Here is a 16037-nt window from a genome sequence, read left to right as displayed (position 1 = left end):
GCGGCGCGTACCGGAGCCCCCGGCACGCGCCCCTCCGGCGTCACCCGCGCGCGAGCGTCCGGGCCAGGCGCAGGCTCAGGACGACCGTCACCAGCGCGAGACCGCACAGGACCGAGGTGACGGCCCAGGTGCCGGCGCGCCACGCGTCCGCGTCGGGGTGGTCGCCGACGACCCCGAACAGGATCGACCCCATGACCGACGCCCCGGTGGCCAGGCCGACCTGCAACGCGGTCGACAGGACCCCGCCCGCGAGGCCGGCCCGGTCGACCGGCAGCGCCGCGAGCGCCAGTCCCATCAGCGGGACCAGGACCAGCCCCCACCCGATGCCCAGGACGAACAGCGGGACGACGATCGCCCCGAAGGGCAGCGACGCCCCGCCGGTCGCGGCGACCGCGCCCAGCACGGTGATGCCGACCGCGTAGACCAGCGCCCCGACGGCCAGCACGGCACCGCCGAACCGGGCCACCAGGCGGGCCGAGAACAGCGCCACCGCGAGGAACCCGCACGCCGCCGAGGCCAGCGCCAGGCCCGACCGGATCGGCGTGTAGCCGTGCCCGACCTGCAGGATGATCGCCACCGAGAACATGAACCCGCCGACGGCGATGGGGAACACCAGCATCGTCGCCAGCGCCCAGCGGGCCGTCGGAAGCCGGATCAGCGACGGCGGCAGCAACGGCGTCCCGCCCGCGCGCTCCATCCGCGCCTGGGACGCCGCGAAGGCGAACGCGGCGGGCGGCACCGCCGCCAGGCACACCCACGTCCACACCGGCCAGCCCTCCGCGCGGCCGAGCGTGAGCGGCACCAGCAGCAGCGCGATCGTCGCGGCCAAGGCGATGGCGCCGCCTATGTCGACCGACGGCGCGGCGGGTGCGCGCGTCTCGGGGACGATGCGGGTCGCCAGCAGCAGCGCGACGATCCCGATCGGCACGTTGACCAGGAAGATCGGCCGCCAGCCGAGGCCGAACAGGTCGGCGGAGAGCAGTACGCCGCCCAGCAGCTGGCCGATCGCTCCGGCGGAGCCGATCACGAGGCCGAAGACACCCACCGCCTTCTGCCGGTCCGCGCCCTGGAAGCCCGATTGGATCGCGGCCAGGACCTGCGGGAACACCATGGCGGCGGTGAGGCCTTGCAGAATCCGGAAGGCGATGAGCACGCCGACGTTCGGTGCCAGCCCACACGCGGCGGACATCGCGGTGAACAGCGCCATCCCGATGAGGAAGAGCCTGCGGCGTCCGTAGCGGTCGCCGAGCCGACCGCCCGCGACCAGGGTGCAGGCGTAGGCGACGCCGTAGCCGGAGACGGTGAGTTCGAGCTGGCCTTCGCTCGCGCCGAGGTCGGCACCCAGGTCGGCGAGGGCGACATTGACGATGAACGCGTCCAGGACGGGCAGGAAGGCGCCGAGCAGAAGGACGGGCAGGGCCCGCCACCAGCGGGCGGTGTCGTGGCCGCCGGCCGCCGGGGGGAGCCGGGGGAGAGGACGCCGCCGGTCCGGCGGCGCGGCTGATCGTGGGGTTTGCCATGGCCCCAGCATCGGGAGGCCGTGGCACCGGTACAGAGTGCCTGCTCATCCTGGTACCGGCAGAACCTGGCTACGGTGGGCGCGGCGGGTGAGGATGGGGGACGATCCATGGGGGTCAACGACGCGGCGTGACCCGTCGTGACGGCGGCGCACACGGTACGCGATACCCGCGCCGCACGGCACGTGACGGACGACACGTGACGGACGACACGTGACGCGCGACACGTGACGCGCGATACAGCGTGCGGCCGCGCGGCGGCACGGCATGCGGCAGGCGATATGGCGGACGACCATGGTATGGAGGCAGCGCGATGACCGGCGGAACGAACCTCGGCGGGACCTCCCTCGACGTCGCGGCCTCCAGCGCCGCGCCTGCCCCCACTCCCGGCGCGTCAGCCCCTCACCTCGCTCCCGCACCTCCCGTCACCCGCGTCACCCGCGTGCCCCCTTCCCGTGAGCGGACCGCCGAACGCCGCCGCGCCCTCGGCGAGTTCATCCGCTCCCGCCGCGAACGCATCACCCCCGAGGCGGTCGGCCTGCCGCCCGGGTCGCGGCGCCGGACGCCGGGGCTGCGGCGCGAGGAAGTCGCGCTGCTCGCCGGGATCGGCATCACCTGGTACACGTGGCTGGAACAGGGCCGGTCGGTGAACGCGTCGGCGCAGGTGCTGCTTTCGGTCGTCCGTGTGCTGGGGATGGACGACACGGAACGGGCGCACGTGTTCGCCCTCGCCGAACTGCCCGATCCCGAACGCTCGGTGGCGCGGGAGGAGATCGGGCCGGCGATACGCGTCCTGCTGGACCAGCTGAACCCGATCCCGGCCGTCGCCATCGGCCGGCGCTGGCAGTTCCTGGCCGGCAACCGCGCGCACCTCGGACTCGTCGGCGACTACCGGCGCCTGCCGCCGGGCGAACGCAACCTGCCGTGGATGTACTTCACCGATCCCGAATGGCGCCGCATGGCCGACGACTGGCCGTCCACCGCGAAATCGATGGTGGCCAAGCTGCGTTCGGCGTCGGCGGCCGAGGCCGGGTGCCCGGAGTGGGAGTCGCTGATCAGCCGAGTGCGGGCGGCGTCACCGGAGTTCCGCGAGCTGTGGCGAAGCCAGGACGTCGCCCGGCTCGGTGCGCACCTGAAGGTGCTGCGGCACGCCCGCGTCGGCGTCCTCAATGTCGAGGTGATCCACCTGACGATGGGTGACGCGGGCGGCCCCCGGATCACCGTCTACACGCCGCGCGACGACCAGACGCGTGCGCGCATGGAACACCTCATGGCGATCGAGCCGCGCGTACTCCCCGGCAGTCGGCCGGACCCGGCCGAGGAGACGGCCGCCCACTCGGCGTAGCCGGCTACCTGCGGTGCCCGCAGAGCGTGCACTTCCACTTGTACGTGAGGTAGTCCTCGCGCTTCATGCTGTGCGGACCGTTGTTGTTCTTCGGGCATTTGCTGTCGTCGGACACGCGGCGGGCCTCGGTGGGGAGCACGCCGCGGCCCTCGCAGCCGAGGCAGAGCATCCACACGTTCTCGGCGCCTTGGCGCTTGCCGCCGACGCCACCGCAGCCGGGGCAGTTGTTGACCGAATCGGGGCGCACGCGCCAGGCGTGGCCGCACTGATGGCACTTGAAGGTGCCGTACTGATTGGGACGGACGAGCGGGACGGCGCACTCGGGACAGGTGTCGACGGCGGTGACGCTCATGGTCGCTCCTCCCGTGCGGTCGGTCTCGAAGACCAAAGTACGCGGTTTGGCCAAGGAGGATATGGCCCCGGTCACAGGCGGAGAAACCGTTTTCCTGCGGCGTTTTCGCGCTCACGGCCAACCGGTGCGCTGTCGGGGCACCGGATTAGGCTCGAAGCATGGGTTCGCTGTTCCCGCAGGAGCGCCGCGAGGTGGCGCCGGGCGCGGTGCACGTTCCCGGGTGGCTGGACGAAGGCGCGCAGGCCCGCCTGCTCGCGGCCTGCCGGGAGTGGGCGCGTCCGCCGGCCGGGCTGGAGACGATCGTGCTGCCGTCCGGCGGCGTGATGTCGGTGCGCTCGGTGTCGCTGGGGTGGCTGTGGCGCCCGAGGCGGTACGTGCGGGTCACCCGCGACGGCACGCCCGTGAAGGCGTTTCCGGACTGGCTCGGCGACATCGGTCGCCGCGCTGTGGCGGAGGCGTACGGCCCGGCGTCCGGCGAGGCGTACCGGCCCGATATGGCGCTGGTGAACTTCTACGACGACCGCGCCCGGATGGGGCTGCACCAGGACCGGTACGAGTCCGGGGACGACCCCGTCGTCTCGCTCAGCCTCGGCGACACGTGCGTCTTCCGTTTCGGCAACACCGAGACGCGGGGCCGCCCGTGGACGGACGTCGAGCTGGAGTCCGGCGACCTGTTCGTCTTCGGCGGGCCCGCGCGCTTCGCGTACCACGGGGTGCCGAAGGTGCTGGTGGGTACCGCCCCCGCGCAACTCGGGCTGCGGGGAAGGCTCAACGTCACCATCCGGGTCTCCGGTCTGGGGTCTCCGGTGCGCCGACCTGAGTAGGCGTACTCAGGCATTCCGGTTGACGCGCCGTCACGATGCTTGCATGACAACACCGTTGAAGCCCCAGAACACCGCGATGTTCCACCTCCAGGCCTGGATCTCCTTCGCCGTCGCGATGACCGCGATGGGGATCGGCATCGCCTACCTGCCGGTCTCGGCGTGGATCCGCGCCTTCTTCGCCCTCGGCGGGCTGTTCCTGGTCACGTCGTCGTTCACGCTCGCGAAGGTGATCCGCGACCGCCAGGAGACCGAGAGCATGGTCAACCGCGTCGACCAGGCCCGCCTGGAGAAGCTGTTGGCCGACCACGACCTCTTCCGTCCCGAAGCGGTGTGAGGCACGTGCGGCGGTCGTCCGCGACGGAGCCGATGGGCGCGGTGGGGGCGCGCCGCATCGGCTCGCGCGCGGTCGTCCGCGTTCAGCGCGTATAGCGGGCCTTCACCGATCCCTTGACGAGTTTGCCGGTCGGGGTACGCGGCAGCTCGTCGACGAAGTCGACGCTGCGCGGCGCCTTGTAGTGCGCGATCCGCGACCGGGTGAAGTCGATGATCTCGCGGGCGAGTTCGGGGCTCGGCGCGATGCCGGGCGCGGGCTGGACGACCGCCTTGACCTGTTCGCCGAAGTCCTCGTCGGGTACTCCGATGACCGCGACGTCGTGCACTTTGGGGTGCAGCGCCAGGGCGTTCTCGACCTCCTGCGGGTAGATGTTGACCCCGCCCGAGATGATCATGAAGGCCTTGCGGTCGGTCAGGTGGAGGAAGCCGTCCGCGTCGACGTAGCCGACGTCGCCGGTCGTCGTCCACGTGGGGTGGTCCGGATGCACGGCCTCGCGTGTCCGTTCGGGATCGCCGTGGTAGGCGAACGGCTGCGTTTCGCGTTCGAAGTAGATCGTTCCGGTGGCGCCCGTGGGCAGTTCGATGCCGTCGTCGCCGCACACCCGGACCACGCCGAGCAGCGGGCGACCCACGGACCCGGGCTTCGCGAGCCACTGCGCGGAGTCGATCAGCGTGGTGCCGTTGGCCTCGGTCGACGAGTAGTACTCGAGCAGGATCGGGCCCCACCAGTCGATCATCGCCCGCTTGACGTCGGCCGGGCAGGGGGCGGCGCCGTGGATGGCCACGCGCAGGGAGGACAGGTCGTACCGCGTGCGCGCCTCCGGCGGCAGCTTGAGGGCGCGCACGAACATCGTGGGCACCCACTGCGTGTGGGTCACGCGGTGCCGCTCGATCGCGGCGAGCGCGGCCTCGGCGTCGAAGCGCTCCATGACCACGGCCGTTCCGCCGGTGCGGTGCACCATGGCGAGGAAGCGCAGGGGCGCGGCGTGGTAGAAAGGCGCGGGGGACAGGTAGACGGTGTCGGTGTCGAAGCCGCAGGGGCGCGCGAACACGGTGACGATCTGCTCGCCCGGCTCGTCCACCCGGCGGTCGGCCAGGGGGCGGCGAATTCCCTTGGGGCGCCCGGTTGTTCCCGAGGAGTAGAGCATGTCGGCGCCGTTCGGCTGCGCCTCCGGGGCGGTGGTGGGGAACGGTTCGACCGCCCGGAGGTAGTCGCCGTGTCCGGCCACCGGGCCGTCGAACGCGAGCCGGATCCGGACGTTCGGTGTCCGCGCGACGATGGCCTCGGCGAGGTCGCCCACGGCCGCCGACGCGACCAACACCCGTGCGCCGCAGTCGTCGACGATGTACGCGACCTCGTCGGCGGTCAGGTGGTGGTTGACCGCGGTGATGTACAGCCCCGACCGCAGCGCGGCCCAATACACCTCGAAACACCGCACGTTGTTGTCGGCCAGCAGCGCGATCCCGTCGCCCGGACGCAGCCCGGCGTCCCGCAGAAGATGGGCCAGGCGGGCGGAATTCTCGTCGAGTTCGCGGTAGGTGAGGCCGACACCGGACGCCGCCATGACGACGGCGGGCTTGTCGGGCGTGGTACGGGCGTACGTCCCGGGAAACATCCGACTCCTCGCCTTCCCTCGGCCAAGACACGCGAACAGGACCACGCGCACGGTACTGGCGGGCGCCCGGCGAGGCCAGAGCGGGGGGCGGTGGCGACGGCGGGGGCGGGCCTCGCCGTGGGTGTGCGGACCGCGCCCGGCGTGAGGCGGGGTTTCCCGCGGCGCCCGTTCCACGCCCATCGGTGTCAGCGTTCCACGAAGACGAGTGACAGCGGGTCGGCCTCCATCGTCACCGTGTTGCCCTTCTGCCGCAGCAGCGTGTCGAGGGTCTGGCCGCGGGTCGCGCCGTCGACGTGCACGTGGTCGTTGCGGTCCGGGTCCGCGCGGAGCCATGCGGGGAAGGTCGGTTTGCGGGTCGCGCGGGTGCGCGATTTCTCGGTGGTGGACGCGTCTTTCGTGGCGCGGAGCCAGTCGGTGACGCGGCGGAAGAGTTTCGGGAGGACCAGGTCGCCGTCGGGGCCGATCGCGTCGTGGTCGGCGACGCCGAAGCGCGCGGTGGTGTCGACCGCGTACACGCCGACCCCCGCGTCCCGGGCTCCCTCGGCCACCGCCCGGACGGCCGCCCGCAGTTCGGGGGACGTGGAGGTGTAGAGCAGCGGGTACGCGTCACCCGACGCGAGCAGGCGCACGTTCGCGCTCGCGGACAGTCGCGTGCGGTCGACCTCGATCCGCGTTCCGTGGTGGCCGCGCAGTTCGTCCGCCGCGTCGCCGGTGAACAGGAACGCGACGGGGCGGCCGTACGCTTCGGCCATCCGCGCGACGATCACCCCCGGAACCGTGGCCGGTTGCGCGGCGGTCACGGTCATGTGGTTGGCGGCATACGAGACTTCGTCGAACCCGAGCAGCCGGAGGAAGACGTCGCGGGACCGGTCGGCCAACGGCTGGCTGTGCCCGGCGAAGTGGAGTTCGGGGGCGTCGATGCCGTCCAGCCGGAGTTGGACGCTGCCGTCCTTGCCCGGCTCGATCCGGTCGCCGTTCGCCAACTGCCGCAGAACCTCCGGGTCTTGCGGGCGGAATCGCACCGAGTCGCCGTCGGGTTGCTTGCCGACGACGAGCGCGTCCCCCGCGACGACGAGATAGGTCGTCGTCGCGGTCTCGGCGGGTCGGGTGGGCGCGGGGCTGCGTACCGTGCCGGCGCGCGTGTCCGGTGGTGACGCGGGGGCGGGGATGGCCGCGGTGTCGGTGGCGGTGACGGCGTCGGCCGCACCGGGGGCGCGGTGCGGTGCCGTCGGCGCCGGGCCGTCGGCCGTCGGGTCGGACTGCCTGGGAACACGTTCCGTAGTCATACCGCCACGGTTTCAGGTCGGTGCGACGAAAGGGGCGTTCCAACCAAAACTTTGCCAAATGGCCAATTCGTGCGCTCGGTTCGTTCACGCGACCGTCGGTCACGCGTCGGGCGCGGGTGGCAGCGGCGGGGCGACCAGCGCCCGGTCGCAGCGCCCGCGCGTCGGTTTCACGCGGTCGCCGTTGCGGCGGTCGCTGCGCAGGACCCAGGCTCGCGCGGCGGATTCGTCCTTCCCGCCCGCCAGTTGGCGGTCCATCAGACGCGTTTCGCGGACGGCGTCGGGCGCGTCGAGGTACCACAGGGTGTGGATGTACCGCCGCGCCTCGCGCCAGTCGGCGGCGTCGTCCGCGAGGTAGTTCCCCTCGGTGATGATCAGGCGCGTGCGCGCCGGGACGACGTGGCGTGCCGCGATGGGTTCGTGGAGCGTCCGGTCGTAGTCGGGGACGAACACGTCGTGATCGGTTTCGGTCACGAGTCGATGCAGCAGTGCGGCGTACCCGCACACGTCGAACGTGTCGGGCGCCCCCTTGCGGTCGAGTCGTCCGAGGCGCCGCAGTTGCGCGGTGGAGAGGTGGAAGCCGTCGAGCGGGACGTACGCCGCGACACCGTCGCCGAGCCGGTCGCGGACGGCGCGAACCAGGTGGCGGGCCAGCGTGGATTTGCCGGCGGCGGGTGGCCCCGCGAGGCCGAGCACGAGCCGGGCGCCCTCGCGGGGCGCACGGTCGGACAGCAGGCGCAGGACGTCGCGCACGAGCGCGTCGAAAGGGGGTGCCGGGTTCGTCATCGGTGCCGAGCCTGCCAGGCGCGATGCGAGCGGTGGTGCATGGTGGCGCACGTTGTCCGATTTCTTATTTTCCTGGGGCATTTCGTGGGCGGATGGCGAGGCAGCGACTGTCATGGCCTGATCGAATATGATCGATATCAGGCCCCCGCGTCATCGGGCAGCACCGCACCACACCGACCCTGATCGGCCGAAAAGCGCAAAAACGCACGCCGAGCGGGCGCAAGGCCGTGTGACGCAGAGCACTTCGCGGGCCCGTACGGTGGCGGTCGGTGGTGGGCCAAACCGGTTGTATGTGGGTGTTAGCGGGCCACGAGGTAGACGGGGCTCGGCCGATGTTCACCGCACGGTGAGAGCAGCGTCACGGAGCGGACGCCAAGGTGACGTACCGTTAGCTGATGGCGTCAGACGTGTTGCGCCGGGCCTTGGTGGACACCAGGGACCCGGACCCTCGCCCGCTGCCCGACCGGGTGGTCGACCTGCTGTGCCGGGTCGACGCTCCGCCGCGCCTTGCCGCGCACCTGAGACTCGTCCACGACGTGGCCTGGCGTATCGCCGGCTGGGTCGAACGCGACTACCCGGACGTCGGGTTCGACCGCGAGGAGGTGCTGTTCGGGGCGGCGACGCACGACATCGGCAAGGTGGTCCACCCGAACGAACTCTGCGGCCCCGGCCACGCGCACGAGCTGGCGGGGTACGAACTCCTTTACGACAACGGCGTGGAGGCCCGGCTCGCCCGCTTCACGTGTACGCACGGCACCTGGTCGGAGCCCGGCCTCGCACTGGAGGACCTGCTGGTCTGCGTCGCCGACAAGATCTGGAAGGGCGCCCGGGCGGCCCGCCTCGACGACCTGGTCGTCGGCCACCTTGTCGCCGGCGGCACGCGGGGCAGGGAGCGCTGGTCGGTGTTCGCCGCGCTGGACGACCTGTTGACCGACCTCGCGGCCGACGCCGACCTGCGCCTGGAGTTCCAGGCCCGGCATCCCGTGTACACCGCGCCGCGGGGAGCGCGCCGGGTGGTGTGAGGCCGCGCGACGGCCCGCCCGGGAGAGCCGAGGCGGGCCGAAGCCCCGGGTGCGCGCGGTGAGTTCACCGGTGTGCCCGGGGAGTGCGTCCCCTGGTCCGGCGAACTCGCCTGTATACGCGATGAGAGGGCGAGCGCGTGCCGCTCGTCCCGCCGCTCGGCCTGGTGTTCATGGCCTGGGCGCACGAGCGCGAGGTCGAGGCGTGGCTCGAGCGCGCGCCGGTCGCGCTCGACCGGGAGCGCGTCGCCCTCGCCCTGGCGAGCGTAGTTCGTCACGATCCAAAAGGGCCTAGCGCGCCCGGTGGATCACCTGGAGTTCGGTGAATCCGTACAACCCCCACGGCCCGTTCTCGACACCGAGGCCGCTCCACTTGGCTCCACCGAACGGCTGCGCGGGGGCGAGCGCGAGGTGGGTGTTGATCCAGGCCGTGCCGACGTCGAGGCGCGCCGCGACATCGGCGGCGCGGTCCGGGTCGGCGGACCACACCGAGCCGCCGAGGCCGAAGTGGCCGGCGTTGACGCGGTCGACGGCGTCGTCGAGTTCGGTGTACGGCACGACCGGCAGCGCGGGCCCGAACTGTTCCTCGTCGACGATCGGGGTGCCGTCCTCGGCGCCGGTGAGGATCGTCGGCGCGTAGAAGTACCCCTGTCCGCCGCTGAGTTCGAGGGGGTGTCCGCCCGCGGCGGCGGTGGCGCCGCGGGCCAGCGCGTCGGCGACGAGTCCGCTGACGCGGTCGAACTGCGGCCGGTTGTTGACCGGGCCGAGCCGCACTCCCTCGGTGGCGCCGTCGCCGACCCGTACGCCCCGGGCGCGGACCGCGAGTGCCTCCACGAGGTCGTCGTGCAGGGCGCGCGGCACGTACACGCGTTTGACCGCGGAGCACACCTGGCCGTTGTTGGCGAACGCGCCCCAGAAGAGTTTGTCGGCGATCGCCGGGACGTCGGCGTCGTCGAGGACGATCGCGGCGTCGTTGCCGCCGAGTTCCAGGGTGACGCGCTTGAGGTCGGGGGCCGCCGCGGCGGCGACGCGCCTGCCGGTCTCGACCGACCCGGTGAAGCTGATCTTGCGGGCCAGCGGGTGCGCGGTCATGAGGGCGCCGAGCCGGTCGCCGCCGCTGACGGTGTTGACCACGCCGGGCGGCAGGACGTCGCGCAGGATCTCCCCGACCAGCAGCGTGGACAGCGGCGTGTACGGCGACGGCTTGAGGACGACGGTGTTGCCCGCGCGCAGTGCCGGGGCCAGCTTCCAAAACGCGAGCGTGAGGGGGAAGTTCCACGGGGTGATGGCCGCGACGGGGCCGATCGGGCGGCGGACCACCTCGGCGAAGCCGCGTTTGTCGTCGCGTGTGATCTCGCGGGGGATCTCCAGGTCGGCGTAGTAGGTGAGCCAGGCGGCGACGCTACGGACCTCCCCGGCGGCCTCGGCGAGCGGCTTGCCCTGTTCGGTGGTGAGCAGGACAGCGATGTCGTCGGTGCGGGCGGTGAGTGCCTTCGCGCAGGCGCGCAGCAGGTCGCGCCGGGTGTCTTCGTCGCGGCGCCAGGTGCCGAACGCGGTGGCGGCCGACGCGAAGGCGGCGTCCAGCTGGGCGGGGGAGCAGTCGGGGGCCTGGGCGAACACCGTGCCGGTGGCGGGGTTGACGACGTCGATCGTCGCGGTGGCGGAGTGCGCGGTGCCGCCGATGGTCATGGTGGCGGGGCTCGACGCCTGCGTCATGGTGGGCTCCGATCGCTGGGGGCGCGCGGCGTGCGGTGCGGTTGGGTGCGACCATCGCCGCCGCGGCGCGGGAAGTCCAGTCGTACGTAAGCGGGGAAATGGTGTGTTTGTGGGTGATCCTCCGTCGACGTGCGGGTTGAATTTCCGGCGGACGCGTCGGATCGGCGCCTTGACACGTGTCGGAGCGGACCGGATAGGGTCGTGTTAGCGAACGTTCATTAACTCTCTGTCGGGCCGCCCGGCCGAAACGGTCGTCCGGCAGTGTCGCGACGGGAGATTCGCCTCATGACCACCGCAGTGATCGTCGACGCCGTCCGCAGTGCGTCGGGCAAGGGCAAGCCCGGCGGCGCGCTGTCCGGGACACACCCCGTGGCGTTGCTCGGCGACGTCCTGCGCCAACTCGTCGCCCGCAACGACCTCGATCCGGCGCTGATCGACGACGTCATCACCGGGTGCGTGTCGCAGGGCGGCGACCAGTCGCTCAACATCGCGCGAAACGCCTTGCTGGCGGCGGGCTTTCCCGAGGCCGTGCCCGGCACCACGGTCGACCGGCAGTGCGGGTCCAGCCAGCAGGCCGCGCATTTCGCGGCGCAGGGTGTGATCGCGGGGGCGTACGACATCGTCGTCGCGGCCGGGGTGGAGTCGATGAGCCGCGTGCCGATGGGGTCCACCGCACAGGGCGGCGACCCGTACGCGCCGCTGACGGCCCGGTATCCGGAGGGGCTGATCCTCCAGGGCTACTCCGCCGAACTCATCGCGGCCCGCTGGAAGTTCGACCGTGAGGCGCTGGACGGGTTCTCGGCGCGCTCGCACCGCCTGGCGGCGGAGGCGGCGGCCGCGGGGGCGTTCGACCGGGAGATCGTGCCGATCAACGTCGTCGGCACCGACGGGACGAACGTCGCGTTCCGCGTCGACGAGACCGTGCGCGCGTCCACGACACCCGAGGGACTGGCCGGGCTCAAGCCCGCGTTCGTGGACGACGCGATGGGGGCGCGCTTCCCCGAGATCAACTGGAGTATCACGCCGGGCAATTCGTCGCCGCTCACGGACGGCGCGTCGGCGGTGCTCATCATGAGCGAGGAGAAGGCGAACGCGCTGGGGCTGACGCCGCGTGCCCGCTTCCACGCGTTCGCCGTCACCGGCGACGACCCGATGCTCATGCTCACCGGGGTCATCCCGGCGACGCACAAGGTGCTGGCGCGGGCGGGGCTGTCGATCGACGACATCGACGCGTTCGAGGTGAACGAGGCCTTCGCTCCGGTGCCGTTGGCGTGGGCGAAGGACACCGGTGCCGACCTGGACAAGACCAACATCCGGGGCGGCGCGATCGCGCTGGGGCACCCGCTGGGGGCGTCCGGGGGGCGGCTGACGTCGACGCTGCTCGGCGTCCTGGAGTCGACCGGCGGGCGCTGGGGGCTGCAGACGATGTGCGAGGGCGGCGGCATGGCCAACGCCATGGTCATCGAGCGCCTTTGAGCCTCGTGCGGGATCAGGGCCGGACGGTGCGCCGGGGTGCCGGCGCACCGTAGCCCACGCACGCGAGGGCTATCGCCACGTACCGGTCGGCGATCTGCTGCGGTGTCAACGGGCCTTCCCGGCGGTACCAGTTGGCGACGGCCTGGGACATCGTCAGCACCGCGCGGGCCGAGTCGACCGGGTAGGGCGCCGTGAACTCGCCCATCGCGACGGCCTCGCGCACACTGGTCTGCACCAGGGCCTCCAACTCGTCGCGCAGCGCGATGTATTGGGCCCGGTTGTCGGGTTCCAGGCTGCGCGTCTCGGTGTCGAGGAAGGCCATGGGCGCCCGGTTGGACATGTACAGCACGATGCACTCCACCAGGGCGGAGAACCGCTCGACGGGGTGGTCGCCGGCGTCCGCGACCGCGGTGTGGCAGCGGCCGAGGACGGCCTTCATCGATCCGAGCAGCAGCTCGACGAGGAGCGCCTGCTTGTTCTCGTAGTGGTAGTACAGCGCGGGGACGGTGACTCCGACGCGCCGGGCGATGTCGCGCACGGTGGTGCCGTGGTAGCCGTGTTCGTCGAACGCGTCGAGTGAGGCCGCCAGGATCGGCGGCAGGCTTATGGGGTCGTACGCACGCCAGTCGGTGTGCCCGTCGGCCCGAAGATCCGGCACCAGCTCGGCCATGGCGCATCCTTCGCTTTTCCCGACACCCGCGGGCGCGGGCCTGTCCCGCGGGAGTCTAGCGAGCGTTCGTTCCGGGGTGGCGGTTCGATGACTTTCCGTCAGGTCGCCGTCGCCCCTGGTGACTTCCGCGGTGCCGACGCGCAACCGCCCGCGCGTCCGGGCCGCGTCGTCCGGTCACCCGCCCGCCAGGTCCGGGATTCCCGCGAGTTCGGTGCGGGAGACGATGCCGAGCTTCGGATACGCCTTGTACAGGTGGTGTCCGACGGTACGCGGGCTCAGGAACAGTTGGGCGGCGATGTCGCGATTGGACAGGCCCTGCGCCGCGAGCCGCGTGATCTGGAGTTCCTGCGGCGTCAGAACGGCCGCGGCGCCCGTGGGGGAGGCGTCGGCGGGACGGGCCGTGCCGGTTCCGGTGGCGTCCAGTTCGGTCCGTGCCCGCTCGGCCCAGGGCCGGGCGCCCAGCCGCTCGAACTCCTCCAGGGCGGACCGCAGATGCTCGCGCGCCTCGGTCTTGCGCCGCCCGCGGCGCAGCCATTCGCCGTACAGCAGCGCGGTACGCGCGTGTTCCATCGGGCGGCGCTCCGGGTCGTGCCGGGCGAGGGCGCGCGTCCACAGGTCTTCCACGGTGTCGGGCGACGTGCGGGTGTCGGGGCCGCCGTTGCCGCCGGCGGCCATCATCGCCCGGCAGCGCAGCACGACGGCGTCCGCCCACGGCTGCCGGACGCGCTGCGCCCAGACCTGGAACCGCGCGAACTGCTCGGCGGCGCGCTCGGGTTCGCCGACGCGGACGGCTGCCTCGACGAGATCGGGTGTGCTGCGGCTCGCGCAGATGTGGTGGCGCAGCGGTTCGCGGGTGAGCTGCTCCAGGCGCGCGAGGGCGGCACCGGCGCGGCCGAGGCCCAGGTCGAGCAGGCCGAGTGCCCAGTAGGCCCAGGGAGTTCCCGGTGCCATGGCGGTGCCGACGCCGGTGCGCAGGGCCGCGTCGGCCGCGTCGCGGCAGGCTTCCTCGTCGCCTTCGGCGGCGCGCAGGAGGGCGAGGACACTGTGGAACTGGCTGACCCACTGCTGCTGTCCGGTGTCGCGGGCGAAGGCGAGGGCTTCGCTCGCGGTGGCGAGCGCGTCCGCGTACCGGTTGTCGAAGACCTCGGCTTCCACTTGGAAGAACAGCAGCGTCGGCAGGCGTCCGACGCCGCCTCGGCGCCGGCTGTCGGCGGCGAGTTCGGCGGCCAGGTCGTGGGCGTCGGTGTCGTAGCCCTGGGTGAGGGCGACGCCGCACAGGAGTTGGAGCGCGCGGGCGTCCACGCCGCCGGCGGCGCGGGCGGCGGCGACGGTGTCGGCGAGCCGCGGGGGTGCGACGGGCTCGGTGTGGCGCGGCGCGTCGTACAGGCACGCGACGAGGTAGTGCGCGACGGGCGTGACCGGGTCGTCGTCGGCGAGCTTGAGCGCCGCCAACCGGCCCAAGGTGGCGTCGACTTCGTGTTCGCCGAGGTACCAGGCGGTGTGGGTGGCGTCGATGAGCAGGCGTGCCGCGTGGCCGGGGGAGTGGGGGGCGACGTCGTCGGCTCCGGCGACCAGGGTCTTGTGCGATGTGGGGAACGCGCCCTGCCAGAAGTCGGCGAGGCCGTGGACGAGGGCGAGGGTCGCGCGTACGCGCGGGTCGTGGGCGTCGGGTGCGCAGCGGATCGCGAAGTCGCGGGCCTGGTCGAGGTCTCCGGCCTCGGACGCCCACTGCGCGGCGAGGGCGAGGCGGCGGACCCGGCCGGGTTGGTCGGTGGTCAGGCGGGACGCGAGCTCGTAGGCGCGGGCGGCTGCCGCGTACCCGCCGCGTTCCCGGGCCCGGTCGGCGGTGCGGTCGAGTGCGTCGGCGGCGTCGTCGTCGGGGCCGGTCGCCGCGGCGGCGAGCTGCCACGCGCGCCGGTCGGCCTGGTCGGGGGCGTCGAGTGCGTCGGCGAGTGCGCGGTGTGCGGCCAGGCGGCGGTCCAGCGGGGCGCGTCGGCGTACGGCGGTGCGGATCAGCGGGTGGCGGAATCCCGCCGTCCCGGCGTCGAGCCGGTCGGGCGCGCCGGGCTCGGCCAGGCGCAGGAGCCCGGCGGCGCGCGCCGGTTCGAGATCCGGCGCGGAGGCGCCGAGCCGCGCTCCGGCGCGCAGTACGACGCCGAGATCCCCCGAGTCGTCGAGGGCGGCGAGCAGCAGGAGCGTCTGGGTGGCCTCGGGCAGTCGGCTGACCTGGCCGTGGAAGGCGAGTTGCAGTCGGCTGGTCAGCGGCAGCGCACCCGGCTGGAACACCGCCGAGCCGCTGTGCTCGGTGAGGGCCACGGGGAGTTCGAGCAGCGCGAGCGGGTTGCCGTGCGCCTCGGCGAGTACGCGGAAGCGGGCGGTCGGCGTGAGGTCGGGGGCGTGCGCGTCGAGCAGTGCGCCGGCCTCCGCGGGCGGCAGGCCGTGCAACCGCAGCTCGGGCAATCCCGGTGCGGGGAAGGCCCCCTCGCCGTCGCGCGCGCCGAAGAGCATGACGATGCCCTCGGCGTGCAGCCGGCGGGCCGCGAACACCAGGGCGTCGCGCGAGACCCGGTCGAGCCACTGCGCGTCGTCGAGCACACACAGCAGCGGCCCGTCGCCCGCGTACTCCGACAGCAGCGACAGCACGGCCAGGCCGACGAACATCGGCTCCGGCGCGGTGCCGGCGGCCAGGCCGAGTGCCGCGTCGAGGGCGCGGCGCTGCGGTTCGGGGAGTGCGCCGGTGTGCGCGAGTGCGGGGCGCAGGAGGAGGCTCAGACCGGCGTACGGCAGCTCGGCCTCGAACTCCGCACTCGTCGCGCGCACCACCGGTACGCCGTGCGCCGTCGCGCCGGCCGCCGCGTGGTCGAGCAGCGCGGTCTTCCCGATCCCGGGCTCACCGCGGACGACGAGGACCCCGCTGGTGCCGACGTCGCGCGCGTCGGCGAGCAGGGACTCGACGGCGGCCCGCTCGTCGGCTCTTCCGTACACCATGCGGGGAACGTTACCGAGTGCCGACGGTACGGCGGCCGGGCCGGGTGACCGATAGGCGTGCCGGACCCGGCGGACAAGTACCGATGCGTGACCGATTCCCGTCCGCGTGATC

Annotated in this window: 13 protein-coding genes; 5 read left to right on the top strand and 8 right to left on the bottom strand. The window is 72.8% G+C overall.

What is annotated here, in order from left to right; translation table 11 throughout:
* Positions 1-40: 40 nt before the first annotated feature.
* Positions 41-1531: an MFS transporter gene (locus LO772_RS08550; protein ID WP_231777783.1), complete on the bottom strand. Its 1491-nt coding sequence runs from the start codon at positions 1529-1531 to the stop codon at positions 41-43.
* A gap of 299 nt (positions 1532-1830) precedes the next feature.
* Between LO772_RS08550 and LO772_RS08545 the strand changes: the two genes are divergently transcribed.
* Complete coding sequence (locus tag LO772_RS08545; protein ID WP_231777782.1) at positions 1831-2862, top strand: helix-turn-helix transcriptional regulator; 1032 nt, start codon at positions 1831-1833, stop codon at positions 2860-2862.
* Positions 2863-2866: 4 nt separating this feature from the next.
* Here LO772_RS08545 and LO772_RS08540 read toward each other — a convergent pair whose 3' ends face one another.
* Positions 2867-3214, bottom strand: a complete 348-nt coding sequence (locus tag LO772_RS08540; RefSeq protein ID WP_231777781.1) for a hypothetical protein — start codon at positions 3212-3214, stop codon at positions 2867-2869.
* 158 nt (positions 3215-3372) lie between these two features.
* On the opposite strand from LO772_RS08540, the gene LO772_RS08535 reads away from it, so the two are divergent.
* Both LO772_RS08535 and LO772_RS08530 read left to right on the top strand, forming a co-directional pair.
* Positions 3373-4038: an alpha-ketoglutarate-dependent dioxygenase AlkB family protein gene (locus LO772_RS08535; RefSeq protein WP_231777780.1), complete on the top strand. Its 666-nt coding sequence runs from the start codon at positions 3373-3375 to the stop codon at positions 4036-4038.
* Between the two features lie 43 nt (positions 4039-4081).
* Positions 4082-4372, top strand: coding sequence for a YiaA/YiaB family inner membrane protein (locus tag LO772_RS08530; protein WP_231777779.1), 291 nt, complete (start codon positions 4082-4084; stop codon positions 4370-4372).
* Between the two features lie 82 nt (positions 4373-4454).
* Here the strand turns inward: LO772_RS08530 and LO772_RS08525 are convergent, their stop codons facing one another.
* From LO772_RS08525 to LO772_RS08515, 3 genes are all read right to left on the bottom strand, one after another.
* A complete protein-coding gene (locus LO772_RS08525; protein ID WP_231777778.1) occupies positions 4455-5987 on the bottom strand; it encodes an acyl-CoA synthetase in 1533 nt (510 codons plus the stop codon).
* 185 nt (positions 5988-6172) lie between these two features.
* Entirely contained in the window at positions 6173-7273 is a 1101-nt protein-coding gene (locus LO772_RS08520; protein ID WP_231777777.1) for a hypothetical protein, read from the bottom strand.
* A gap of 99 nt (positions 7274-7372) precedes the next feature.
* Positions 7373-8056, bottom strand: coding sequence for a nucleoside/nucleotide kinase family protein (locus tag LO772_RS08515; RefSeq protein WP_231777776.1), 684 nt, complete (start codon positions 8054-8056; stop codon positions 7373-7375).
* Between the two features lie 395 nt (positions 8057-8451).
* Here LO772_RS08515 and LO772_RS08510 point away from each other — a divergent pair, with 395 nt between their 5' ends.
* Positions 8452-9078 (top strand): HD domain-containing protein, encoded by a 627-nt coding sequence (locus LO772_RS08510; protein WP_231777775.1) that lies wholly within the window; start codon positions 8452-8454, stop codon positions 9076-9078.
* A gap of 288 nt (positions 9079-9366) precedes the next feature.
* Here the strand turns inward: LO772_RS08510 and LO772_RS08505 are convergent, their stop codons facing one another.
* Entirely contained in the window at positions 9367-10791 is a 1425-nt protein-coding gene (locus tag LO772_RS08505) for an aldehyde dehydrogenase family protein (protein WP_231777774.1), read from the bottom strand.
* A 285-nt stretch (positions 10792-11076) separates the two neighbouring features.
* Here LO772_RS08505 and LO772_RS08500 point away from each other — a divergent pair, with 285 nt between their 5' ends.
* A complete protein-coding gene (locus LO772_RS08500; protein ID WP_231777773.1) occupies positions 11077-12267 on the top strand; it encodes a thiolase family protein in 1191 nt (396 codons plus the stop codon).
* A gap of 13 nt (positions 12268-12280) precedes the next feature.
* Here the strand turns inward: LO772_RS08500 and LO772_RS08495 are convergent, their stop codons facing one another.
* Both LO772_RS08495 and LO772_RS08490 read right to left on the bottom strand, forming a co-directional pair.
* Positions 12281-12937, bottom strand: a complete 657-nt coding sequence (locus tag LO772_RS08495; RefSeq protein WP_231777772.1) for a TetR/AcrR family transcriptional regulator — start codon at positions 12935-12937, stop codon at positions 12281-12283.
* Between the two features lie 174 nt (positions 12938-13111).
* Positions 13112-15925: an AAA family ATPase gene (locus LO772_RS08490; RefSeq protein WP_231777771.1), complete on the bottom strand. Its 2814-nt coding sequence runs from the start codon at positions 15923-15925 to the stop codon at positions 13112-13114.
* Positions 15926-16037 lie beyond the last annotated feature (112 nt).

The organism is Yinghuangia sp. ASG 101 (assembly GCF_021165735.1).
GTDB lineage: Bacteria > Actinomycetota > Actinomycetes > Streptomycetales > Streptomycetaceae > Yinghuangia.
This window is presented reverse-complemented; position numbering and strand designations above follow the sequence as displayed.

Excerpts from the sequence above, each read along its gene's own strand:
- LO772_RS08495 (WP_231777772.1), bottom strand. The coding sequence starts at position 12,937 with ATGGCCGAGCTGGTGCCGGATCTTCGGGCCGACGGGCACACCGACTGG.
- LO772_RS08540 (WP_231777781.1), bottom strand. The coding sequence starts at position 3,214 with ATGAGCGTCACCGCCGTCGACACCTGTCCCGAGTGCGCCGTCCCGCTC.
- LO772_RS08530 (WP_231777779.1), top strand. The coding sequence starts at position 4,082 with ATGACAACACCGTTGAAGCCCCAGAACACCGCGATGTTCCACCTCCAG.
- LO772_RS08505 (WP_231777774.1), bottom strand. The coding sequence starts at position 10,791 with ATGACGCAGGCGTCGAGCCCCGCCACCATGACCATCGGCGGCACCGCG.
- LO772_RS08550 (WP_231777783.1), bottom strand. The coding sequence starts at position 1,531 with ATGCTGGGGCCATGGCAAACCCCACGATCAGCCGCGCCGCCGGACCGG.
- LO772_RS08535 (WP_231777780.1), top strand. The coding sequence starts at position 3,373 with ATGGGTTCGCTGTTCCCGCAGGAGCGCCGCGAGGTGGCGCCGGGCGCG.
- LO772_RS08490 (WP_231777771.1), bottom strand. The coding sequence starts at position 15,925 with ATGGTGTACGGAAGAGCCGACGAGCGGGCCGCCGTCGAGTCCCTGCTC.
- LO772_RS08520 (WP_231777777.1), bottom strand. The coding sequence starts at position 7,273 with ATGACTACGGAACGTGTTCCCAGGCAGTCCGACCCGACGGCCGACGGC.
- LO772_RS08500 (WP_231777773.1), top strand. The coding sequence starts at position 11,077 with ATGACCACCGCAGTGATCGTCGACGCCGTCCGCAGTGCGTCGGGCAAG.
- LO772_RS08545 (WP_231777782.1), top strand. The coding sequence starts at position 1,831 with ATGACCGGCGGAACGAACCTCGGCGGGACCTCCCTCGACGTCGCGGCC.
- LO772_RS08515 (WP_231777776.1), bottom strand. The coding sequence starts at position 8,056 with ATGACGAACCCGGCACCCCCTTTCGACGCGCTCGTGCGCGACGTCCTG.
- LO772_RS08525 (WP_231777778.1), bottom strand. The coding sequence starts at position 5,987 with ATGTTTCCCGGGACGTACGCCCGTACCACGCCCGACAAGCCCGCCGTC.
- LO772_RS08510 (WP_231777775.1), top strand. The coding sequence starts at position 8,452 with ATGGCGTCAGACGTGTTGCGCCGGGCCTTGGTGGACACCAGGGACCCG.